Raw genomic sequence first — 22,246 nt, forward strand, 5'->3', positions numbered from 1 at the left:
AAAACCTACTTTTGCCAATTTGATTACTCACTGTTCAAGCGAGTGAGCAAAAGCAGTAAAACCTTTATCTTCTCTGGTAACACTCGTGTATTTCTACTAGTATTAGGACGTGGACAAGGACTTCCCTTTGCAACGGATAGAAAGCCCTAGCGTAAAGAGAGAACGCGGTTTTCTTGAGCTTGTCGTATATGCGTGTATACTTGCTGACCAACAGGTGCTGACCACATGGTCAAGAATAAAGTATTCTTTAAGCAGCTATACTCAACAACGCAAAGTTTTGCTACGCACAAGAGTGATCTCCTTCACTAGTACATGCGTTTCATATACCCTGTTGCGTTAATACAACAACAATGTTTCCTGGGATGTTTGCTAGTTCATTCATGTCCCTGGCCGATGCTATAAACCTAGGAAGTTGAAACTGTAACTATTGTGCAAGCTCGGCTCGTATCGAGAAGCCTACGGTCATAGTGATTCTTCCGCCCTGAACATTTCGGTTCACGGGCGAAAATGGACACGCGGCATTCTGGGAGACGCCCTCTTTCGACGGAAGAAGAAATGGCAATAATAAATTTTGGCTCCATTAATATCGACCACGTTTACCAAGTAGAGCACTTTGTTCAACCTGGTGAAACAATCGCCTCCACGCACTACCAAACCTTGTTAGGCGGTAAAGGCGCAAACCAATCAATTGCGCTAGCGCAAGCCGGTGCCGATGTTAGGCATGTAGGCAGTATCCACCAAAATGACGCCTATTTTAAGCAAGCGTTGATTAAAAAAGGTGTAGATTGTCGCGGCGTAAAATGCTCTGAGACTCCCTCAGGTCATGCCATAATCCAAGTTACCCCAAGCGGCGAAAATGCCATCGTTCTCTTTGGCGGTGCAAACCAAACCATTACAGCTAAAACCGTTATGGCCGCGTTAGATGACACCAAGCCTGCAGACTGGGTGCTAGCGCAAAACGAAACTAGCAGTATTGATGAAGTGCTTCGCCAAGCACAAGAAAAACAACTGAAAGTTGCCTTTAACCCTGCGCCAATGAGCGAGTCGGTTAAAGCATTGCCTCACGATTGTATAGACTTGCTTATCGTTAACGAAACAGAAGCCGCCGCGCTAACTGGTAAAGAAGCAATGGATGATATTGTTGATGAATTTAAGCAGCAGTGGGCCCACTGTGAAGTCATTATCACGTTGGGTAAAGCCGGTGTAATGATGCTGAGAAAAGGCGAAGTCATTAACGTTGATGCCTTTTCTGTTGATGCTGTTGATACGACCGCCGCAGGCGATACGTTTATTGGATACTTTTTATCAGCGTACAGTAATCACACAGACGCTAAACAGGCACTTAAACGCGGATGCGCGGCTTCTGCAATAGCCGTTACCCGCGAGGGCGCTGCGCAAAGTATTCCAACCCAGAAAGAAGTAGACCGTTTTTTAGCAAAGCATTCCGGCTAAAAATATCCCAGAGAGAATTTCATGGCACATAAAATAATATTAGATACCGATCCGGGCATTGATGATGCAATGGCCATATTTTTTGCATTTCAATCACCTGATATTGAACTGCTTGGCTTAACAACGGTTTACGGTAATGTTCCCGTTACAATGGCAGCGCAAAATGCCCTAACGCTTTGCGAACTGGCTGGCAAGAACGACATTCCAGTAACAAAAGGGGTTGGCATGCCTTGGGTTGGCGAAGAGTCGACTTATGCTCACTTCGTTCATGGAGAGCACGGGTTTGGCCATATTAAACCAGAGCCGCCTAAAGGCGAGCTTGACCCACGCAGCTCAGCACAGTTTATCGTTGATATGGCGCGAAAATACCCAGGTGAAATCACGTTAGTTGCAATAGGCCCGCTTGGTAACTTAGCACTAGCGCTTCGTTTGGAGCCAGAACTACCAAAATTAGTGAAAGGCGTGAGTATAATGGGCGGCGCTGCATTTGTGCCTGGCAATGTAACACCGGTTGCAGAAGCAAACATTTGGAATGATGCTCATGCAGCAGAAATAGTGTTTGCTGCAGACTGGGATTTGGTTATGTTTGGTTTAGACGTAACCAATGACGTGCCATTTGCACCTACCTTTGTTGACGTACTGGCTGAGAAAAACCCAACGCTAGGTGGCTTCGTTCAAGAAAGCGCCCAGTTCTATATGGATTTTTACTCGCAAAATAGAGAAGATAGAGTGTGTTTCTTCCACGATGCGTTTCCTATTGCTCACCTTCGCCACCCAGAGCTTTTTGAATTAACCGAGGGCCACGTTAGGGTTGGAACAGGCTCGCTAGACAGAGGCCAAACGGTAGTCGCACCTAAAGGCACAACACCAAGTCCACTTTGGAACGACGCAAATACGATCAAAGTGGCGACGAAAGTAGACCATAGTAAGCTTGAGAAATTGTTCATAGACACCTACGCTCTTTAGTAATATCGTTAGGGGAATCAATAGATTCCCCTAACGAACATGTACTTGAAGGTTAAAAACCAGAGCTATGAAGTCTGCCCCTGAGCCAGAAAATGAAAAAGAACGGTTAGCTGAACTTCTAAGCTATGACATCTTAGATACTGAAGCTGAAAAGCTGTTCGACGACCTTACTGCGCTAGCGTCACAAATTTGCGGTACGCCTATCGCGCTTATTAGTCTAATCGATCCGGATAGGCAGTGGTTTAAATCTCGTATTGGCCTTGCTGCCGAAGAAACACCTCGCGAAATCGCATTTTGCTCACACGCCATATTGCAGCAAAAAGTGTTTGAAGTGCCTGATGCCACCAAAGATGAGCGTTTTAGCGACAACCCTCTTGTAACTGGCTCTCCTGATATTCGATTTTATGCGGGTGCACCGCTTATTACCCCCTCTGGTCATTCAATTGGCACGCTTTGCGCCATTGATAAAAAGCCAAATAAACTAACAGAAGAACAGAAACAAGCACTAGAAACACTGGGGCAATCAGTGGTTGCTCACCTAGAATTAAGACGTAAAAATAGAGAGCTTGAACGCACAAGCCAATTTAAGTCTGATTTTCTGTCTTATGTCAGCCATGAAATTCGCACGCCGCTTAACGCGATTAACACGTTCAGCAATTTGCTAGAGAGTGAGGCACGAAAACTTTCGCTTCCGTCTCAATTTAGCTCTTCACTTTCGCACATTAACAAAAGCGGCGAACGCCTGCTGGAAATCGTCAACTCCGTGCTTGATATTAAGCAGATAGAAGCGGGTAAAATGCGTGTTATGCCACGGCCTATTAATACCAACGATTTTTTCACTCACCTATTTTCAGTTACCCGTGTTCGCGCCGAACAAAACGACATCACGTTTACTGCAACACTAGATACTAGCCTTCCAGCTTCTATCTATTTAGATGACACTAAATTTGGGCAAATTGCGCTAAATATACTTTCCAATGCCATTAAATTTACGCCCAGATATAAGACAGTGTCTTGTTTGGTAAAATACAAAAAAGGCGCTTTAATATTTTCTGTTATTGATGAAGGCATTGGTATTAGCGATGACGATCAAGCGCGCCTTTTTGCTCGGTTTGAGCGTATGGAAAATGCACATAAAATACCGGGTTCTGGTCTGGGGCTAAGTATATCTAAACAACTCGTTGAGCTAATGAATGGCTCAATAAAACTTAAAAGTAAACTGCAAGAAGGTACAAGAGTCAGTATCTCAATTCCGTCTGCGCAGATGGACCACAATCAGGTGGCAGAAGCCTCTCCTCAAAGTGCATCCGCGCAACTTTCTATTTCTAAGCCCGTAAATATTCTGATCGTAGAAGACCACCCTATTAATCAAGCAGTTATTGCAGCGCTTTTTGAGAAGTTAGGGCTGGCGTTTACCATTGTTGATACGGGTGAAGAAGGCGTCGAATACATAAAATCCAATCACGCCGACCTTGTTTTAATGGACATAAATTTACCCGGTATCCAGGGCGACCAGGCATCTAGGCTTATTAAAACTCAGTACCCTAACCTTCCTATTGTGGCACTCACCGCAGATGCTATTACTACTTCCGACAGTTTGAAAGAGAGGGGGCTGGACCACGTGTTGACGAAACCAATTAATGCAGCCAACCTAGTAAAAGTACTAAACCACTTTCTTGGTTAAAAGTACCTAATTAGAATGCCTAGTTAAGAATGCCTGACTTAAAAAGACTTAGGCTGAGCGAGCTTTAATCAAGCGAAAGTCGATTAGAATCACGAATAAAGGCGAGTTGGTTGGAGAGTAACATGGCGATGAGTAAGTTTTTACCCAATAATGAGCGTGCCGAGAGCACAGCAAGTCTTCGCAAACATTTGCGTAAAAGCCTAAGAAACGTAAGAAATAGCATACCGCCTGAGCAACGTGCGCATTCTGCGCTGCAGATTGGCCAACAGTTAAATTCTTTATCGTGTGTCACTAAGGCAAAGTCAATTGCTGGGTATTTAGCGAACGATGGAGAAATAAACCTTAGCACCTTTATGCAAGATACGTTTAGCCGTTCCAAAGGTATGCGCAAAAAAATGGTGAGCGGCATCGATTATTCATCTGCATCAGCACCTAAATCAGCGCTTACATCGATGCCCACAACGTTCTCACTGCCCGTGATACATCCTGTTTGTAAAGGCCACCTGCTGTTTCTTGAATATGGCCCACATACCACGCTTGTAAAAAATAAATACAATATTGATGAGCCTGAACTGGCCTGCCCAAACGTTATTCCCACTAGCACCATAGACGTTATTTTAATGCCGTTGGTGGGCTTTGATGGTAACGGCAATCGACTGGGCATGGGCGGCGGTTACTACGACCGAACGCTGGCATTTACTCAATTTACTCAACAAAAACCCATTTTGATTGGTATTGCACACGATGAGCAAGAAGTTGAGACCCTGCCCTTTGAGCCTTGGGATATTCCGGTAGATATTATTGTGACTCCAAACAGAATACTCAGCTTTTCTGATATTACGCCCTAATCCTAGATCCATTTCTTTTGAAGACATAAAGCTGCGATTTCGCGTCTTATCGGTTACACTCCAAGCAAACTAAAAGGAGAGTAACAATGGATCAGAACGCGAAAAAACAGGCAGTAGCGAAAGCGGCAATAGACTATGTTGAACAAGACAGCATTGTTGGAGTAGGCACAGGTTCAACCGTTAACTTTTTTATTGAAGAATTAGGCAAAATCAAACATAAAATAGAGGGTGCTGTATCAAGCTCTGAAGCCTCTACGGAAAAGCTAAAAGCGTTAGGCATTGAGGTTTTTGAACTCAACGACGTTAGCAACCTATCGGTGTATATTGATGGGGCCGACGAAGTCACCGAACACAAGCATATGATTAAAGGCGGAGGCGCTGCGCTTACACGTGAAAAAATAGTGGCTGGCGTGGCAAAAACATTCGTGTGTATTGTAGATGACAGTAAGCGCGTTCCTGTACTCGGTAATTTCCCTCTTCCGGTAGAAGTGATCCCTATGGCGCGCTCGTTTGTGGCTAGAGAATTAGTGAAACTAGGTGGCGATCCTGAATACCGTCAAGGTGTCGTGACCGACAATGGCAATGTCATTTTAGATGTCCACAATTTAGACATACTCAATCCTCGTGAATTAGAGCAAGCAATCAATAATATTCCCGGAGTTGTCACTAACGGAATTTTCGCTTTGCGCGGCGCGGATATCGTGCTTTCAGCAACCGATGAAGGTGTAAAAACCTTTAAGTGAAATACTCCTTTTAACTGAGGGCGTTTTCTGTTATTTTTCTTTTAGACGTCTAGATGGCTCAAGCCACATTTCGAACCGAATCACAACAGCGAGAGACAGCGAGTTCATGAGTACAGTTTCACTTGAGAAGGACAAAATCCGAATTTTATTGTTAGAGGGTGTTCACCAGAGCGCGCTCGAAACACTTAAAAATAACGGTTACACAAACATTGAGTATCTTAAAACTTCTCTTCCAGAAGATGAGTTAATTGAAAAAATCAAAGATGCTCACTTCGTGGGACTTCGTTCTCGTACCCAAATTACAGAGAGGGTGGTGGACGCCGCCAAAAAGCTTGTTGCTATTGGCTGCTTTTGTATTGGTACAAACCAAGTTGACCTAGCTGCCACTCAACGTCGCGGTATTCCTGTGTTTAACGCGCCCTTTTCAAACACTCGCTCTGTTGCCGAGCTAGTGCTAGGCCAAATCATTCTTTTACTTCGTCAAGTGCCAAGCAAAAATGCAAAAGCACACCGCGGGGAATGGGAAAAGACCGCTGTTGGCTCTTACGAAGCAAGAGGCAAAACGCTGGGAATTATTGGTTATGGCCACATTGGAACGCAGCTTAGCATCTTGGCGGAACACTTGGGCATGCGCGTGCAGTTTTTCGACATCGAAGACAAGCTAGTGCTTGGCAACTCAGCCCAAGTCAAGTCTCTAGAGAAACTGCTTAATACCTCTGATGTAGTCACACTTCACGTGCCTGAAACACCTGAAACGCAAAACATGATAGGTGAAAAAGAGCTCTCTCAAATGAAGCCTGGCAGTATACTCATTAATGCGTCTCGTGGTACGGTGGTTGATATAGACGCGCTATCGGAAGCACTTAAAAGCGGTCAGTTAAATGGTGCTGCCATTGACGTATTCCCAGTTGAACCCAAATCAAATGGCGAAGAGTTTGAATCACCTTTACGCGAGTTCGACAACGTAATTCTTACGCCTCACGTTGGGGGAAGCACCCAAGAAGCGCAAGAAAATATTGGTATTGAAGTGGCAGGTAAGCTTGCGAAATATAGCGATAACGGCTCAACGCTGTCTGCAGTTAACTTCCCAGAGGTATCGCTGCCAGAGCACAACAGCCGCTCACGCTTGCTTCACGTTCACAAGAACCAGCCAGGTATTCTTACGCAAATTAACCAAGCGTTTGCAGAGAAAGGCATCAACATTGAAGCGCAGTACCTTCAAACGAACGCTGAAATTGGTTACGTGGTAGTAGATGTTAAAGAAGACAGAGGCTATGAAGCCCTTGCTGAACTGCAGCAAATTGACGGCACTATAAAAACACGGATATTGCACTAGGTCGCACAGCATACTTGCTGAAAGCCTAGCGGGCGGCTGAATGCCTAGCGACTCGTTACAATGGTCAATAGCCACAAACAAAAGCGCCGCATCGACAAATATCGATGCGGCGTTTTTATATCACTACACAGTTAACCCTGTTTGTGTATCAGCTTGTTTAAAAGAAATTGTATACTAAGCTAACCGCTGTTTCGGTATCAAGGTTATCTCTGTTTTCAGCTACGTCTGAGTTGTGATCCATTTTGAATGACAAACGCATTGAAAGATTACCTGTGATCACTGCAGTGAGTGCTGATTCCGCACGAGACTTAGTATTTTCAGAACCCACTTCCGTACTCAGTGTTTGAGTAAACTTAGACGTGTCTGAAATCAACCATGTATATGCTGTTGAAGCACGAACAATTACACTGTCTTGATCTTCACCTTCTTGTGTTTCAACAAACGAGTAACCCGGACCGATTGAATATTCTAGTGTATGTCTCTCGTTCTGTAATACCTTTTGGTTCCAACCGAGTGCTAACGTAGCTTGATAATTAAAGTTGCTCAGGCGGTCATCTTCAAACGAGGCAAAGCCGAACAAGCGATTATCTGGATTATCTAATTTATAGTTACCCTGTGCAGAGGCGAAAAACTTTTGTGCTGATGTAAATTCAACGTCTTCACCGTCGTCACCCTCTACAGTCTCTTCTTTGTAAAGACCTTCAATCAGGTAATCATTGCTCCACATTTCTAACTCTTGATGCGCAGTGATACCGGCATTTATTGATGTGGTTTCTGTGTTACCCGTTGTTGAGATAAACCCTAACTCACCTTCCATAGTAAATGGCTTAGGCTTTGGCTTGTCTTGAGCAAAAGCAGAGGGTGCAAGTGAGAATGCGATTATGGATGCCAGAACGCGCTTTTTCATTGAACAGTCCTATTGATTAACTTTCCCTTCGTTACGCTGCGATCACTTCATTGACGACGCAACACAACTATTTTCAGGATAATGACAACGATATAAATCGCTGCTGATAATGTGTGCCGCGCAGTGTACCGATTAAAAATTGACAGTCAACGAGAAAAGGTCAAAAAATCGCCGAAAGTAGTAAAGCGTACAACGAATAAACAACGTTTAAAAAAATTGGTAAACAAGAGCCACAGAGGTTTCGGTGCTTAAAGGCGCTATGTCTTCCGCGGTATCTGTTTCATGGTTTAAAATGAAGGATAACTTCATGGCAAGAGAACCAAAAACATTAGCAGATAAAGAGGTTTCACTGCGGGATTTAGTGTTCTCTTCACCCGCTTCTGTACTTACAAATTGCCTTAATTTGGCACCTGAACTCCAGCGGTATTTATATTCTGCAGACGCTCTTACTATAACGCCGTCGTTCACCATGGTGTTATTGTCCGCCTGCGCCTCAATGAAGCTGTAACCAGGGCCTATGCTATAACGAAACTCACTGTCCTCGTTACGCCAGAGTCGCTCGGAATAACCCGCTGCTAGCGACGCACGGTGCTCATAACCAGTAAACCTGTCATCTTCATAATCACCATACATAAAAAATCGACGACCATTGGCAACAAGCTTGTAATCAAATTGAGCGCTACCAAAAAAGCGCTGCGCACTAATATCTCGTTTAGCGCCTATGGTGGCACTCTCTTTATAAAGGAGCTCTGCGAAGTAAACGCTGCTCCACGTTTCAGTCTCATGATCGGCATTCACTGCGGCTTTTACACTTGCCGCAGATGTATTTCCGGTGTTCACCAAAACACCAAGCTCGCCATCAAGATTGAATTGCGGGATAGTGTCGTCGGTGTCAGGTGTAAAGTCAGCGTGATACAGCGTTTGAATAAGATCGGTGGCCTGCGCAAATGAAGAGATGCTGGTGCACATAACGCACAGCGCGAAGCAGGTCTTAATGAGGTCAGTAAGCATAATTAAATTTACGTTGGCTTTATCGTTTTTGTTATTGGCTTTTATGAACTTTCTATTTGAGAGTGCTTTTAAGTAAAACACTTATTCAAGTCCATTTGAGCGTTGAGCCACGAGTTAGCAATGACTAGCTATAAGAACAGTCACTTAAGCAGTATATTTACTTATCCACTATATTTACTAAAGTGCTATGTTTACTAAAGTGCTATGTTTGCAAAGGCACTATTTGCAAAGGTACTGTTTGCAAATAACGCTTTGACTCATTTAATTAGTGCGGCAATTTTCACTGTTTCGCGCTCTGCGTAATCAGTGGCATTACTTACCATTTCCATGTCCAAACTTACTGTATTGGCTATTTCAGAAGTAAAAAGTTCAATACCTGAATGATTTTCTTTATCTAACTGACGCACAGCAATTCGATTGGACAACGCTAACACCCCAATTTCGCGATCTGATGATTGTCTCGCTTCATCGTTCACATGCGTGATTGGGTAGAATAATCCAATAGGTAAGTTCCAACTTTCCAATATGATACCGCTACAGTGTGCGAAGGTAAAACCGAAAACCTGCTTTTGACGCTGGTAGGGAAGAAGTGACTTGTCAGTGTCTAAATATTGTTGGTAAAGCGCTGGAGAACGCTTTGCTACTACAAGCTCGCTTAAATTTTGCAATATTCCCATGACAAAAAAGCGCTCTATGATCTTTACATTGGTACTCATAGCCAAGTGTTTGGCTACCATGCCTGAATAAACTGACGCGTGCCAATGTTGTTTTAAATCGATAAGTTCAGAATCAAAACACTTAAAAGCAGTGCTGGCTGTTTCAGAGACGACTAAGTTATACAGCGCCTCGCCGCCAATCACATTTATGGCTTTTGACACAGACTCAATTTGAGAGGGAAAACGGAACAAAGAACTGTTTGCAAGGCGAAGTACCTTAGCCGTAAGCGAGGGGTCAATACTGATTAAGTGACCTAGGTCTTCAGCGCTTGAACGCGGGCAGTCGAGTAATTCACGCAACCTTACGCACACATCGGGAAGCGCAAAGGATTTAGTGGCAAAGTTTACGTATTTCTTTATCGACATTAACACACTCTCAATTGGTCTTAGACGCGACTATGGCTACTGCATTTGACGCCTTTTAGCTCTCGTCTCAGCAGCTATTCATTATCGCGTTGCTCATTCTCAAACAGGCCTATTTGGCTATTTGTCTTCTTACTTTGTGATTCTTTTTGCTGTTTGCGCGCTCTGGTAATAATAGCGCGTTTGCGCCTCAAGCAGGCCGCTATAATCTGGCGTTTTGTTGTATCATTTACTTGAAGCCAATAAAGACGTTCATCTCGGCTTCTAAGACAGCCTTTGCAAAAACCTCGGGGCCCAGATTCGCAAACTCCAATACACGGGCTTGGTATCTCAAAGAACTCCAGTTGTTCAGACTGTGGTTTCTGCTGTGACATGATCTCTCAATGTTTTTGCTAGAATGAACTCGTTACCGCAGCCCTTTCTAATGTGATGTTAACGTTAGCGAACTCACAGCGCCGATTAAACACGAAATTCAACCTTACTGCTACTAGACATTAGCATCAAATAAGCCGATAGCTTCTCGGAGCCTTCAGCGTAAATAACGCCTTTAACTAATCTACTAGCGTGTAATCGATGGTCGATACCACGCGCACTTTTTTAATATGAGGGTGATAACTGTCTCTGCTGCTTATGCTAAAGCGACCTTGATTGGCTCGCTTGATTTTACCTAACGTACTTTGCGAATCTGTTGCGAACTTTTCAGCCACTTCTCTTGCATTTAATGTGGCTTCCTCAATCATCGACGGTTTCACTTCGTTTAATCGAGTAAATACGTAGTCAGGTTTATTTTCATAGCGATTCTCCGATAACACTATGCCCGATTTAATTAGCTTACCCACCTGCTGCATGACTATGCGAACCGTTTCTACTTGCGTTGAAAATACAGTAATAGTTTGAACACTGCTATATCTAAAAGAGGCCCTTTCGCCACCACCGTACTGCTGTGCAAGTTTGTCCGTAATCTGGGGTTTGCCAATGGTAATACTTTTTGACTTAATACCGCTTTCTTTTAAAAAGCGAACTACTGTTGCACTATTTTGCTCAATTCGCTCGTAAAGCTCCGGTAGGTCGTTACCCGCATCCACAAACTGAATTGGCCAAATAACTTGGTCGGCAACAAACTCCCGTTCTGATAACCCTTTTACCGTTACCACCCTATTCCAGGTTTGCATATCTTTCATCGATGCAGATAGGGTTGTACCCAGAAAAGCCGTGGCAACAATCATCCCCAGAGAAATTATTATTGCGGCGCCAACTTTCATATAACTAACCTCCTTTGTACGGCAGAGCTCAACTGAACTATTGTTAAATATACACGCTTGATTGGATGGACTCTAATTAATAGGAAACGACAAAGACATTTATCTCATTTGATTTCTATTTTCATTAGTCTATGGTTAAATTTAAAATCATGAAAAGGACAGTGTGATGAGTAAGAATAAGAGATTTATTGTAACACGCCAATTCGCTGCTTTTATGCTTTTGCTACTCATCTCCCCAGTAGAGGCAGGCTACGCTTTTTACATGGAAAGTATTCAAATAGAAGCGGCGCAAATAGAGAGCGCGAAAGTAAACAATAAAAATACAGTTAATGATGATGTAGAAAAGATAGAAGTATTAGGAAAAATGCCAGCCAATCTGCTGCGAAAAGCCTTCTATCGTCAAGAAGATAATTTTTTTGATCTGTACAACGAGCTTATAGATGAAAATCAATTTCGAATGGACTGTGAAATGCGCTCAATGCATCTTCAGTCAAAAGTTAAGCATCGCGCCTGCATCCCCCGATTTGTAGAAATTGAAAACGCTAGAGAGCTAGAGACTGCCGCTTTGAGGAGTGGCAGGCTTGACGCTAGCTCAATTTTGAACGCAGTGCCAGACAAAGCAGCCTTACGTTTAATCTATGCAAAAAAGAAAAAAGAAATGGCTAAGAAAATGGCTGACCTTATAAATTCAAACCCTGAACTTGCCAAGCGCTACACTCAATACGTAGAGGCAAAGACCAAATTTGAAAATGTGAAAAACCGTTAGTTGAAAAAAAGGCCACTCAATTGAGTGGCCTAAAAGGCTCCTTAAGAGAGCAACGCTTGGGTAGACGGAAATGTTCAATTAATAAAAACGAAGAATAAAAGCGCTAGTCGATACGCTCTAGCCTTTCCGTTTCAGTAAGTAATAAAACACCGGTGTAAGGATAAGGCCAAAGACGGTGACTCCTATCATGCCCGAGAAGACCGCTACACCCATGGCTTGACGCATTTCGGCCCCTGCACCAGTAGAAAGCACCATAGGCAATACCCCCATAATAAAGGCGATTGAAGTCATTAAAATAGGGCGTAAACGCAAGCGGCTCGCTTCTTTAATTGCCGCTAACGCGCTCATGCCGCTGTCTTGTAACTCTTTCGCGAACTCTACAATAAGAATGGCGTTTTTAGTTGCTAAGCCTACCAACACGATTAACCCTATTTGGGTGAATATGTTGTTATCTCCACCGTAAATTTTAACCCCTATTAACGCGCTTAGCAGGGTCATAGGCACAATAAGAATAATGGCTAGCGGCAGACGCAAGCTTTCATATTGAGCCGCTAAGACTAAGAACACCAACAGCACAACAAGTGGGAAGATATAAGCCGCTGCGTTACCTGCCAGTATTTGCTGGTAGGTAAGCTCTGTCCACTCGTAGGTCATGCCTAACGGTAATGTCTCGGCAAGAATTTCCTCAATAGCGGCTCTCGCCTGATCAGATGAATATCCAGGTGCAGGTGCGCCATTAATTTCCGCCGTAATATAACCGTTGTAATGCATCACTCTGTCTGGGCCGGCGCTATGCTCAACATCTAAAAAAGAACCAAGGGGGATCATGTCGCCCTGAGCGTTTCGTATTTTGAATTGGCTAATATCTTCTATATCTTGACGGTACTGTGCATCGGCCTGCACGTTCACCTGATAAGTTCGCCCAAATAGATTGAAGTCGTTCACATACAGCGAGCCCAAGTAAGCTTGCATAGTGGTAAACAAGGTATCTATGTTTACCCCTTGACTGACTGCTTTTTCCCGATCTACATCCACATCTAATTGCGGAACGGCAACGGTAAAGCTGGTAAAAGCATCGGTAAGCGCAGGATGCTGCCACGCTTTGCCAATCACTTCTTGAGTAACTCTCTCTAGCTCTTCAAACCCAAGGTTGCCTCTATCTTCAACCTGTAATCTAAAGCCACCAATCGTACCCAACCCATTTACCGGCGGCGGTGGGAATATGGCCACATAGGCGCCTTTTATCGAGCCAAACTGTTGATTTAGTGTAGCGGCAATGGCACCTGCCGATAACTCTGGAGACTGCCGCTCGTCGAAGGGTTTCAACGGTGTAAACAAGATGCCCGAGCTGGGACTATTGGTAAACCCGTTAATATTTAGCCCAGGAAATGCTACCGCGTCTGAAACACCCGGGTGTTCCATTGCAATACGGGACATCTCTCGAATAACTTCTTCGGTTCTGTCCAAACTTGCTGCATTAGGAAGCTGCGCAAACGCCACAAGATATTGCTTATCTTGAGGGGGCACATACCCCGTTGGCGTAGTAGCAAATTGATTGTAAGTTAGCGCAATAAGGCCGGCGTAAAGCACTAATACAATGCTGCTTTTACGGATTAATCCACCAACCGCATTGGTATACCCTTTTGCACTGCGCTCGAACAAACGATTAAAGGGCGCAAACACAAATCTGCCAAACACCTTGTCCATGCCCCGCGTTAGCCAATCGTTAGACTTGCCATGAGGTTTTAGCAACAGCGCAGACAGCGCTGGACTGAGAGTTAAAGAATTTATCGCAGAGATAACCGTTGAAATGGTAATGGTTAACGCAAACTGTTTATAGAACTGCCCTGTTAAACCGCTCATAAATGCAGTGGGAACAAATACTGCTGCCAGCACTAGCGTAGTGGCAATAATAGGCCCAGTAACCTCTTTCATCGCCTGCACGGTGGCATCGAAAGGCGTTTTACCCTCTGCGATATTTCGCTCTACGTTTTCCACCACCACAATGGCATCATCAACAACAATACCTATTGCCAGTACTAATCCGAACAACGACAGCGCATTGAGGGAAAAGCCCATTAGCTGCATAAATGCAAAGGTACCTACCAACGAAATAGGAACCGCCACTAAGGGAATAATTGAGGCGCGCCATGTTTGCAAAAACAGAACCACGACGAGCACCACCAACAACACTGCCTCAAAAAGGGTGTTTACTACCGCTTCTATGGAGCCTCTTACAAACACAGTGGGATCGTAAACAATGTCGAACTCTAGCCCTTCAGGGAACAGCTGAGATAACTCAGCCATGCGAGCGCGGACATCGTCAGAGATCTGTATTGCATTTGAACCTGGAGCCTGAAAAATTGGGATTGCCGCAGCCGGCTTGTTATTAAGTAGCGAACGCAACGAGTAAGTATTTGCACCAAGCTCTATACGCGCTATATCTTTTAGTCGCGTAATTTCACCATCATCGCCAGTTTTAACGATGATATTTTCAAACTCTGACTCGTCTTTTAACCGGCCGCGAACGTTGATTAACAGTTGAAATTCACTAGACCCAGTAGGCTGTGCGCCCAAACTACCAGCAGCAGCCTGTTGATTTTGATCTGCAATGGCGGCAACCACGTCGCCGGGGTTCATCTGCAGTGCAGCAAGCTTACTTGGGTTGAGCCATACGCGCATGCTGAACTCACCTGCGCCAAATAAACGCACCTGACCAACACCATCAATTCGCGCAAGTTCATCTTTTACATTTTGATCGGCATAGTTCGACAAATACAGCATGTCGTAGCGATTATCCGGTGACGTTAAATGCACCACCATGGTTAAATTTGGAGATGATTTTTCGGTCACTACACCAAGGCGCTGTACTTCTTGTGGCAACCGTGGGGTCGCGCGATTAACACGGTTTTGTACAAGGGTTGTGGCATCGTCAGGGTCGGTGCCAATGGCAAAGGTAATCGTGAGGGTCATACGTCCATCGCTTGTTGCTTGCGATGACATATACAGCATATTTTCTACCCCGTTAATCTCTTGCTCTAACGGAGTGGCGACGGTTTCTGCTATTACTTCAGGGTTAGCACCAGGATAGTTTGCCGTGACTACTACAGTGGGCGGCACTACCTCAGGATATTCAGTAATAGGTAGCTGCCATACCGCGATGGCACCACCGATGAAAATAAGTATGGACAATACGCCGGCGAATATCGGCCGGCTAATAAAGAATTGCGAAACATTCATTATTTAAGGCCTGCCGCTGCTGAACCGGTAGAGAATGAACCTCCTGATAACACGTCTTCCACCTGCGCCATGTGTTGAGTAAGTTGCGTTGCGCTGTCAACGCGAGACTGCCAATGCTCTAAGTTTGCAAGCGCATCTTCATCACTCATGGGAACTTTGTTTCTGGCCACGGTTGCGCCCGGGCGAACTCGTTGAAGTCCGTTAACTACAATCGTGTCGTCTGTAGAAAGTCCTTGCTTAATAATGCGCATGCTTCCTACTTTGTCGCCTAACGTGACTGGGCGGTACTCCGCTTTATTATCATCATTTACCACAAGCACGTACTTATTATTCAGGTCGGTGCCTATGGCTCTTTCTTTAATTAGTATGCCCTTTTCGTTGGTATCACCAGCAAGTTTTAAATGAGCGAACAAACCAGGAATTAAACGGCCGTTTTCATTGTCGAACACAGCGCGTACACGAAGAGTGCCAGTATTTGCATTAACCTGGTTGTCAATGAAATCGATTTGCCCCCAATGCATGTAATCGTTCTCGTTTGCCAAGCGCATTGCTACTGGCTGCTCACTCACTGCGGTAGAGGCATTGGTTTTATCAGACAAATAATTAAGGTAGGTTTGCTCGTCAATATCGAAGTAGGCATACAAACGGTCGGTAGACACGATACGGGTAAGTTCGGTTTGCCCTGCGGTAACAAAGTTACCTTCGGTGATATTAGCACGCGATACACGACCCGAAATAGGTGCTTCAACACGTGCAAAACCGCGATTTAATCTGGCAACTTCTAATGACGCCTGCGTTTGATTTAAACTCGCCATCGCTTGATTCTTCTCGGCTAGTCGAGCATCTAGAACTTCTTCTGATACCGCTTGGGTTTTACGCAACTTAAAGGCACGGTCGTAATTTTGCTTGGCAAGAGATAGTCGGCTTTTTGCTTCTTCAAGCTGCGCCGTTAAACGGGATACTTCTGCTTTAAAGGTTCTATTATCAATAAGAAACAAGGTTTGCCCTTGCTCAACATATTCACCCTCTTCATAGGCAACAAAATCAATATAGCCTGAAACACGAGGACGAAGCGCTACAATGTGCGGCGATTCCAGACGTCCGGTAAAGTTATCCCATTCGGTCAAACGCTGAGATACCACGGTCGCAACATCTACTGGCACACCTTGACTCGCTTGCATCATTTGGTCAGATTCCTGCTTATCACCGCATGCGGCAATAAGTGCAGTGAGACCTACCACTGCCATAAAACGGGTTAAACTTTTCATTGCAAGATACTCTTTAAAAGTTAGCTATAGGATTGATGGGAAGTATTATGCTAAAGTTAAAACAATAAAAATAATTATATTTTCATATGCAACACATCACATTTTATGATGCATACTACTACTGTAAAAGTTGCGTTAATGCTCGGTGCAAATAATGTAAAATGTGGGGATAGAGACAAAACTGCGCCCAGTAATTTGAGCTTCGATGGAGACTACAATGCGCCAACACGATTTAAATTTACTCATGATATTTGATGCCATTATGACAGAAGGTGCGATTACACGAGCAGCAGACAGGCTTTCAATGACTCAGCCCGCTGTTTCAAACGCGCTGTCGAGGATGCGAAGCGCATGGAAAGATGAACTGTTTGTAAAAGACGGAAGAGGAATTCAGCCCACGTCTTATGCAAAGAATTTATGGAGTCAGATTCAAGGACCATTAGGTGAGCTTGAGGTGGCGGTTAACCCCACCAATTTTGATCCCGCTACTGCTAAACGCACTTTTCGTATAGCCGCTACCGACAGTATTGTTTCTATGGTATGGGGCCCTCTTAGAAAGGTGATTGAAAATGAGGCACCCGGCATTAATATTCACGCAATTCCAAATTACGATATGGAAACAGACAAAATATTAAAAGACGCTGAGGCTGAGTTAACATTTTCAAAGCATCAAGAGCCTGATTCGGTAATTCGCGCAGAGCATGCGTTAGATCCTAGCTGGGTAGTAGTGATGCGTCCCGACCACCCCCTTGCTGCATCTCAACTTACATTAGATGACTTCGTTGCAGCTGATCATTTGCTAGTGTCGATGACCGGTGATGTTACTGGCCCGACTGACCAAGTATTGGCTAACCTTGGGTTAAAAAGGCGTGTAGCAATGTCAGTGAATCAATTTTACAACGCGGCGCCGCTGTTGAAAGAAAGTGATCTTATTTGTGTAGTACCGTCTTTGGTGGTTGAAAAAGAAATATTTTCTGGTGAGCTGGCTGTATTCGAAACACCCGTGGAAATTGTAAGCTCATCACTGTCGGTAATGTGGCACAAACGTCAAGACCAAGACGCTGGGTTGCAGTGGCTGCGAGGGCTAGTTGTGAAATTTATTCGTGAACGGGCGCAGCGCCACAAGTTACTGTTGTCGCAATGCTGCAGAAAAGGGTATTGTGAAGATACGGTGAAACGCCTAATGGCACAGCGCAATATGGACAGCAGCGAATTCACTCCAGCAAATTTACACAGCATAAACGGTAGCGTTGAAAAGACTACGCCACAACCTACACCTAAAGACAAGGTAATTGCGTAAATCTTATATAATTAATAGGCTGCAACCGCTTAGCTACTCAGTGAAAGCGGTTGAGCAATCTTGTGTACCTAACCATAGATATGCTTCATCTTCACTTGCACAGAACCGATAATCAATTTGTGCACGTTGATACACTCGTTCAAATTGATTTTTCACAAGGCTAGGAATATCTGCATTAGTGACAACGAGCGCACATGCCCTCATACCAAACTGCTTGCGCACTTGAATAGACACCACCAGCGCATGCTCGGCTTCGGGCGTGAGGATTCCAGTACCGTTTACGAACCCTAAAAATCCCCAAGGCTGTCCTTGCAACGCACTGGTAATTGTCCTTACGTCTTCTAAATATTGCTCAAGTATGGACTTGTTAATAACACCTTTGCCGTCAACTCGAATGATATTGCCTTTAAGCTCAATGGCATACTCACCATGCTTCGAGTTTATATTGACTATTCTATTTTCAGCTTCAGTCATTTTTTACCACGCTTATTGAACACCGATACAACGCCTATTCGCTATCTTCACGCTACGTCTCAGTGTTAGTGATAATGCTAAAATAATCCAGTAAAAAATAAAAAAGGCAAAAGCATTAACTCTTACGTTATCGTTAACGTTTGACAACGTCGCTACGCAAAAAACCCGCTGTGCAGCGGGTTTTGATTACATCAGAAAAAAGCGATTTATTTCTTTTTCTTTGCCTTAGGGTTTGGCAAATCAGTGATGCTTCCTTCGAATATTTCAGACGCTAGTCCAATTGATTCGTTTAGCGTAGGGTGAGCATGAATAGTAAGTGCAACGTCTTCGCCGTCAGCACCCATCTCAATAGCTAGGCCAATTTCGCCAAGCATTTCGCCCGCGTTAGTACCAACCATTGCACCACCGATAACGCGACCAGAGTCTTTATCGAAAATCATCTTAGTCAAACCGTTAGTAGAATCCTGAGCAATTGCGCGGCCTGATGCAGCCCACGGGAACGACGCGACTTCGTAGTTTACGCCCTGCTCTTTTGCTTCTTTCTCAGTTAAACCAACCCAAGCAACTTCTGGCTCTGTATAGGCAACTGAAGGAATAGCACGTGGGTCGAAATAGTGCTTCTGGCCAGCAACCACTTCTGCAGCAACATGACCTTCATGAACTGCTTTGTGCGCAAGCATAGGCTGACCAACAAGGTCGCCAATGGCAAAAATATGGTCTACGTTAGTACGCATTTGTTTATCAACATTGATAAAACCACGCTCATCAACATTTACGCCGGCTTTATCAGCGCTCACTAAGTTACCATTTGGCTTACGGCCAACTGCTACAAGTACTTTATCGTAACGAACTGGTTCAGCAGGTGCTTTTTTGCCTTCAAAGGTAACGTACAAACCATCGTCTTTTGCTTCAACCGCAGTCACTTTGGTTTCAAGCATAATGTTGAATTTTTCTTTGTAGTCTTTCATGAATACTTTCATGATGTCTTTATCGGCAGCTGGAATAAGCTGGTCTAAAAACTCAACTACGTCAACGTTAGAGCCAAGCGCTTCGTACACTGTGCCCATTTCAAGACCAATAATACCACCGCCAAGCACTAGCATTTTCTCTGGAATATCTTTCATTTCCAAAGCGCCAGTTGAGTCGATTACGCGATCGTCTTCTGGAATGAATGGCAAGCTGATTGGCTCAGAGCCCGCAGCAATAATCGCTTTTTCAAACGTAATAATGGTAACGCCGTCGTCGCCTTGCACTTCAAGAGTATTGCTGCCAGTGAATTTACCATACCCTTTAACATGCTGGGTTTTGCGCATTTTAGACATACCAGCAAGGCCGTTGGTAAGCTGCTTAACAACACCGTCTTTATAGTCACGAACTTTATCTAAATCAATCTTTGGCTCACCAAAGCTCACGCCATGACTTGCCAAGTGCTTAGCTTCTTTCATTACTTTTGCAACGTGAAGCAGTGCTTTTGATGGAATACAGCCTACATTAAGACATACACCGCCCAATGAATCGCGCGAGTCTACGATAACTGTTTCAACGCCTAAATCGGCCGCACGGAATGCTGCAGAATAACCGCCAGGGCCGCCGCCCAGTACCACTAATTGCGTTTTAATTTCGCTCATTGTGAACCTCAATCCTCTTTTTTGATTATGCTAACACACGTTGCTTACACACATAGGTGTTAGCATAACCTAAATACCGCCCTAAGGGCCTATAAAATCGTTAAAAATATTCATCATAATGTAAACATTATACGACTTTTTTTAAAGTATAATTCTACGTAAATCAGTTAGGTTAGCAGCAACTTCTGCAGCAAACCTTGCACCTACTGCGCCATCAATAACGCGGTGGTCGTATGACAAGCTTAACGGAACCATTAAACGAGGTTCAAATTCATTGCCATTCCACTTTGGTTTCATCTCTGATTTAGAGACACCTAAAATACCCACTTCTGGTGCATTAACAATTGGTGTAAACGCCGTACCGCCAATACCACCTAGGCTAGATATAGTGAACGTGCCGCCTTGCATATCGGTAGACTTCAACTTACCTTCACGTGCCTTCTTAGAGGTATCAATAAGCTCTTGAGACAGTTGCTCAATGCCTTTTTTGTTTACATCTTTGATTACAGGTACGACAAGGCCGCCAGGAGTTTCCACCGCAATACCGATATTGATGAACTTCTTAATGATCAAGCTTTCGCCATCTTCAGATAGCGACGAGTTGAACACTTCGTATTTTTCTAGCGCTTTCGCTACCGCCTTCATAACAAAAACAAGTGGCGTGATTTTTAAACCAGACTTAACTTTTGCGTGGTAAGCATTTTGTTCTTTGCGGAACGCTTCAACGTCAGTAAAGTCGGCCTCATCAAACTGCGTAACGTGTGGAATTGTAGCCCAGTTACGATGTAAGAACGGCCCCGATATTTTCTGGATACGCGATAGCTTCTGCTCTTCAATTTCACCAAACTTACTGTGATCAACAGGTTTAACCGGCACAATTTGAAGTACATTGTCACCCACAGGTGCATTACCTGACGCGGCAGCCGTTTTAGGCTTAGCCAGTTCAGCTTTGACGTATTCTTGAACGTCTTCTTTCAAAATACGATTCTTACGACCTGAGCCTTTTACCAAGGTGAGGTCGACACCGAACTCTCGGGCCACTCGGCGCACCGATGGTGAAGCATGAGCTTTTCCGTCATTGCCTTCTTTGTCTGAGCCAGAGTCAGAGCCTGTGTCTGCTTTAGCCGGCGCAGGCTTTTGTGCTGGCGCTTTTGACTTTTCTTCAGTCTTCTTGTCCGCAGCTTCTTTACTAGAAGAGTCTGACTGCTTAGGTGCTTCAGATTTACTTTCTTCTTTTGCTGAAGAGGTTGACGCGCCACCACTAGTTTCTAACTTCACCACTAGTGTGCCTTGCTTAACCTTATCGCCTGTTGAAATAAGCACTTCTTTTACTGTACCTGAATGTGTCGATGGCACATCCATGGTGGCTTTATCGGTTTCAAGGGTAATCAGACCATCTTCTTTTTCAATGGTGTCGCCAACTGACACAAGTACGTCGATAACATCAACTTCACCGTCTTCACCAATATCGGGAACGGCGACTTCAATTACTTCACTTGATGACGAATCAGAAGATGCGGCGCTTGACGACTCGGCGTCTTTGTCAGCGCTATCTGAAGAGTCAGTGCTCGAGCTTTCGGCGCTTTCGGATGAGTCAGAACCACCCACCTCAAGCTTGATAACCACGGTGCCTTCTTTAACTTTATCGCCATTGCTTATGAGAACTTCTTTTACGGTACCGGCGTGACTAGAGGGCACGTCCATAGTTGCCTTGTCAGTTTCTAGCGTAATTAAACCATCTTCTTTTTCAATGGTATCGCCTACCGCAACTAGCACGTCGATAACGTCAACTTCGCCGTCTTCACCAATATCGGGTACAGCAACGTCAATCACGTTGCCGCCTGAAGACTTAGCAGAGTCTGATGTTGATTCAGACTCTTCTTTAGGCGATTCGTTTGAAGATGACTCACTGTCTGACTCGGCGCTGTCTGCTGAGCTACTTGCCTCAGAATCATTGGCCTCAGAATCATTAGCCTCAGAATCATTAGCCTTAGAATCATCAGCCTCAGAGCTGTTCTCCTCAGAGTCAGCACTGGTTTTGATCTCGCCGATAACGTCGCCTTCTTTAATCTTGTCACCCACGGCAACAGAGAGGCTTACTATTTCGCCTTCAAACGGCGCAGGAATGTCCATAGATGCTTTATCGCTCTCTACAGTAACAATCCCTTCATCTGCCTCTAATGTGTCACCAACGGAGACACACAGTTCGATAACTTCAACTTCGTCACCACCAACATCGGGAACGACAATCTTTTGAATATCTGACATATGTAAAATACCTT

The 22,246-nt window shown here is 44.4% G+C and carries 18 protein-coding genes and 1 other RNA gene; 9 read left to right on the forward strand and 10 right to left on the reverse strand.

Annotated features, from left to right (window positions below; all coding sequences use genetic code 11):
* The first annotated feature begins 351 nt into the window (after nt 1-351).
* From ssrS to serA, 7 genes are all read left to right on the forward strand, one after another.
* Nucleotides 352-534, forward strand: a non-coding RNA gene (gene ssrS, locus V7R39_RS08560) — 6S RNA.
* Nucleotides 535-555: 21 nt separating this feature from the next.
* Nucleotides 556-1,452 (forward strand): ribokinase, encoded by an 897-nt coding sequence (locus tag V7R39_RS08565; RefSeq protein WP_334030043.1) that lies wholly within the window; start codon nt 556-558, stop codon nt 1,450-1,452.
* 21 nt (nt 1,453-1,473) lie between these two features.
* The gene (locus tag V7R39_RS08570) at nt 1,474-2,418 is read left to right on the forward strand and encodes a nucleoside hydrolase (RefSeq protein WP_334030044.1); all 945 of its coding nucleotides are present in this window, start codon (nt 1,474-1,476) and stop codon (nt 2,416-2,418) included.
* A 67-nt stretch (nt 2,419-2,485) separates the two neighbouring features.
* Nucleotides 2,486-4,102 (forward strand): hybrid sensor histidine kinase/response regulator, encoded by a 1,617-nt coding sequence (locus V7R39_RS08575; protein ID WP_334030046.1) that lies wholly within the window; start codon nt 2,486-2,488, stop codon nt 4,100-4,102.
* 122 nt (nt 4,103-4,224) lie between these two features.
* Nucleotides 4,225-4,950 (forward strand): 5-formyltetrahydrofolate cyclo-ligase, encoded by a 726-nt coding sequence (locus V7R39_RS08580; RefSeq protein WP_334030048.1) that lies wholly within the window; start codon nt 4,225-4,227, stop codon nt 4,948-4,950.
* Nucleotides 4,951-5,036: 86 nt separating this feature from the next.
* Nucleotides 5,037-5,693, forward strand: a complete 657-nt coding sequence (gene rpiA / locus V7R39_RS08585; protein ID WP_163104663.1) for a ribose-5-phosphate isomerase RpiA — start codon at nt 5,037-5,039, stop codon at nt 5,691-5,693.
* Nucleotides 5,694-5,799: 106 nt separating this feature from the next.
* Complete coding sequence (gene serA / locus V7R39_RS08590) at nt 5,800-7,029, forward strand: phosphoglycerate dehydrogenase (protein WP_334030049.1); 1,230 nt, start codon at nt 5,800-5,802, stop codon at nt 7,027-7,029.
* Between the two features lie 157 nt (nt 7,030-7,186).
* Here the strand turns inward: serA and V7R39_RS08595 are convergent, their stop codons facing one another.
* The 5 genes from V7R39_RS08595 to V7R39_RS08615 form a co-directional block, all read right to left on the reverse strand.
* Entirely contained in the window at nt 7,187-7,936 is a 750-nt protein-coding gene (locus V7R39_RS08595) for a DUF481 domain-containing protein (protein ID WP_334030051.1), read from the reverse strand.
* Between the two features lie 207 nt (nt 7,937-8,143).
* Entirely contained in the window at nt 8,144-8,905 is a 762-nt protein-coding gene (locus V7R39_RS08600) for a DUF481 domain-containing protein (RefSeq protein ID WP_334030052.1), read from the reverse strand.
* A 299-nt stretch (nt 8,906-9,204) separates the two neighbouring features.
* On the reverse strand, nt 9,205-10,029 hold the full coding sequence (locus tag V7R39_RS08605; protein ID WP_334030053.1) for an HDOD domain-containing protein: 825 nt from the start codon (nt 10,027-10,029) through the stop codon (nt 9,205-9,207).
* A gap of 74 nt (nt 10,030-10,103) precedes the next feature.
* On the reverse strand, nt 10,104-10,400 hold the full coding sequence (locus V7R39_RS08610) for a DUF1289 domain-containing protein (protein WP_334030055.1): 297 nt from the start codon (nt 10,398-10,400) through the stop codon (nt 10,104-10,106).
* A 177-nt stretch (nt 10,401-10,577) separates the two neighbouring features.
* A complete protein-coding gene (locus V7R39_RS08615) occupies nt 10,578-11,288 on the reverse strand; it encodes an SIMPL domain-containing protein (RefSeq protein ID WP_334030057.1) in 711 nt (236 codons plus the stop codon).
* A gap of 163 nt (nt 11,289-11,451) precedes the next feature.
* Between V7R39_RS08615 and V7R39_RS08620 the strand changes: the two genes are divergently transcribed.
* The gene (locus V7R39_RS08620; protein ID WP_334030058.1) at nt 11,452-12,054 is read left to right on the forward strand and encodes a hypothetical protein; all 603 of its coding nucleotides are present in this window, start codon (nt 11,452-11,454) and stop codon (nt 12,052-12,054) included.
* Nucleotides 12,055-12,171: 117 nt separating this feature from the next.
* Here V7R39_RS08620 and V7R39_RS08625 read toward each other — a convergent pair whose 3' ends face one another.
* A complete protein-coding gene (locus V7R39_RS08625; RefSeq protein WP_334030060.1) occupies nt 12,172-15,294 on the reverse strand; it encodes an efflux RND transporter permease subunit in 3,123 nt (1,040 codons plus the stop codon).
* Nucleotides 15,294-16,562 (reverse strand): efflux RND transporter periplasmic adaptor subunit, encoded by a 1,269-nt coding sequence (locus V7R39_RS08630; RefSeq protein WP_334030061.1) that lies wholly within the window; start codon nt 16,560-16,562, stop codon nt 15,294-15,296. Before V7R39_RS08630 ends, V7R39_RS08625 begins: the two co-directional genes overlap by 1 nt.
* Nucleotides 16,563-16,779: 217 nt before the next feature.
* Here V7R39_RS08630 and V7R39_RS08635 point away from each other — a divergent pair, with 217 nt between their 5' ends.
* Nucleotides 16,780-17,862, forward strand: a complete 1,083-nt coding sequence (locus V7R39_RS08635) for a LysR family transcriptional regulator (protein WP_334030062.1) — start codon at nt 16,780-16,782, stop codon at nt 17,860-17,862.
* 33 nt (nt 17,863-17,895) lie between these two features.
* On the opposite strand, the gene V7R39_RS08640 is transcribed toward V7R39_RS08635, so the two are convergent.
* The 3 genes from V7R39_RS08640 to aceF form a co-directional block, all read right to left on the reverse strand.
* Nucleotides 17,896-18,336, reverse strand: coding sequence for a hypothetical protein (locus tag V7R39_RS08640; RefSeq protein ID WP_334030064.1), 441 nt, complete (start codon nt 18,334-18,336; stop codon nt 17,896-17,898).
* 206 nt (nt 18,337-18,542) lie between these two features.
* The gene (gene lpdA, locus V7R39_RS08645) at nt 18,543-19,964 is read right to left on the reverse strand and encodes a dihydrolipoyl dehydrogenase (RefSeq protein WP_334030066.1); all 1,422 of its coding nucleotides are present in this window, start codon (nt 19,962-19,964) and stop codon (nt 18,543-18,545) included.
* A gap of 141 nt (nt 19,965-20,105) precedes the next feature.
* Nucleotides 20,106-22,232 (reverse strand): pyruvate dehydrogenase complex dihydrolipoyllysine-residue acetyltransferase, encoded by a 2,127-nt coding sequence (aceF, locus tag V7R39_RS08650; protein ID WP_334030067.1) that lies wholly within the window; start codon nt 22,230-22,232, stop codon nt 20,106-20,108.
* Nucleotides 22,233-22,246: the final 14 nt, after the last annotated feature.

It is taken from the genome of Alteromonas sp. P256 (assembly GCF_036864455.1).
In the GTDB taxonomy this organism is placed as follows: Bacteria; Pseudomonadota; Gammaproteobacteria; order Enterobacterales; family Alteromonadaceae; genus Alteromonas.

What these genes read in the sequence shown, in the direction of transcription:
- V7R39_RS08565 (WP_334030043.1), top strand. Translation starts at nt 556, where the DNA reads ATGGCAATAATAAATTTTGGCTCCATTAATATCGACCACGTTTACCAA.
- V7R39_RS08570 (WP_334030044.1), top strand. Translation starts at nt 1,474, where the DNA reads ATGGCACATAAAATAATATTAGATACCGATCCGGGCATTGATGATGCA.
- V7R39_RS08575 (WP_334030046.1), top strand. Translation starts at nt 2,486, where the DNA reads ATGAAGTCTGCCCCTGAGCCAGAAAATGAAAAAGAACGGTTAGCTGAA.
- V7R39_RS08580 (WP_334030048.1), top strand. Translation starts at nt 4,225, where the DNA reads ATGGCGATGAGTAAGTTTTTACCCAATAATGAGCGTGCCGAGAGCACA.
- rpiA (WP_163104663.1), top strand. Translation starts at nt 5,037, where the DNA reads ATGGATCAGAACGCGAAAAAACAGGCAGTAGCGAAAGCGGCAATAGAC.
- serA (WP_334030049.1), top strand. Translation starts at nt 5,800, where the DNA reads ATGAGTACAGTTTCACTTGAGAAGGACAAAATCCGAATTTTATTGTTA.
- V7R39_RS08595 (WP_334030051.1), bottom strand. Translation starts at nt 7,936, where the DNA reads ATGAAAAAGCGCGTTCTGGCATCCATAATCGCATTCTCACTTGCACCC.
- V7R39_RS08600 (WP_334030052.1), bottom strand. Translation starts at nt 8,905, where the DNA reads ATGTGCACCAGCATCTCTTCATTTGCGCAGGCCACCGATCTTATTCAA.
- V7R39_RS08605 (WP_334030053.1), bottom strand. Translation starts at nt 10,029, where the DNA reads ATGTCGATAAAGAAATACGTAAACTTTGCCACTAAATCCTTTGCGCTT.
- V7R39_RS08610 (WP_334030055.1), bottom strand. Translation starts at nt 10,400, where the DNA reads ATGTCACAGCAGAAACCACAGTCTGAACAACTGGAGTTCTTTGAGATA.
- V7R39_RS08615 (WP_334030057.1), bottom strand. Translation starts at nt 11,288, where the DNA reads ATGAAAGTTGGCGCCGCAATAATAATTTCTCTGGGGATGATTGTTGCC.
- V7R39_RS08625 (WP_334030060.1), bottom strand. Translation starts at nt 15,294, where the DNA reads ATGAATGTTTCGCAATTCTTTATTAGCCGGCCGATATTCGCCGGCGTA.
- V7R39_RS08630 (WP_334030061.1), bottom strand. Translation starts at nt 16,562, where the DNA reads ATGAAAAGTTTAACCCGTTTTATGGCAGTGGTAGGTCTCACTGCACTT.
- V7R39_RS08635 (WP_334030062.1), top strand. Translation starts at nt 16,780, where the DNA reads ATGCGCCAACACGATTTAAATTTACTCATGATATTTGATGCCATTATG.
- V7R39_RS08640 (WP_334030064.1), bottom strand. Translation starts at nt 18,336, where the DNA reads ATGACTGAAGCTGAAAATAGAATAGTCAATATAAACTCGAAGCATGGT.
- lpdA (WP_334030066.1), bottom strand. Translation starts at nt 19,964, where the DNA reads ATGAGCGAAATTAAAACGCAATTAGTGGTACTGGGCGGCGGCCCTGGC.
- aceF (WP_334030067.1), bottom strand. Translation starts at nt 22,232, where the DNA reads ATGTCAGATATTCAAAAGATTGTCGTTCCCGATGTTGGTGGTGACGAA.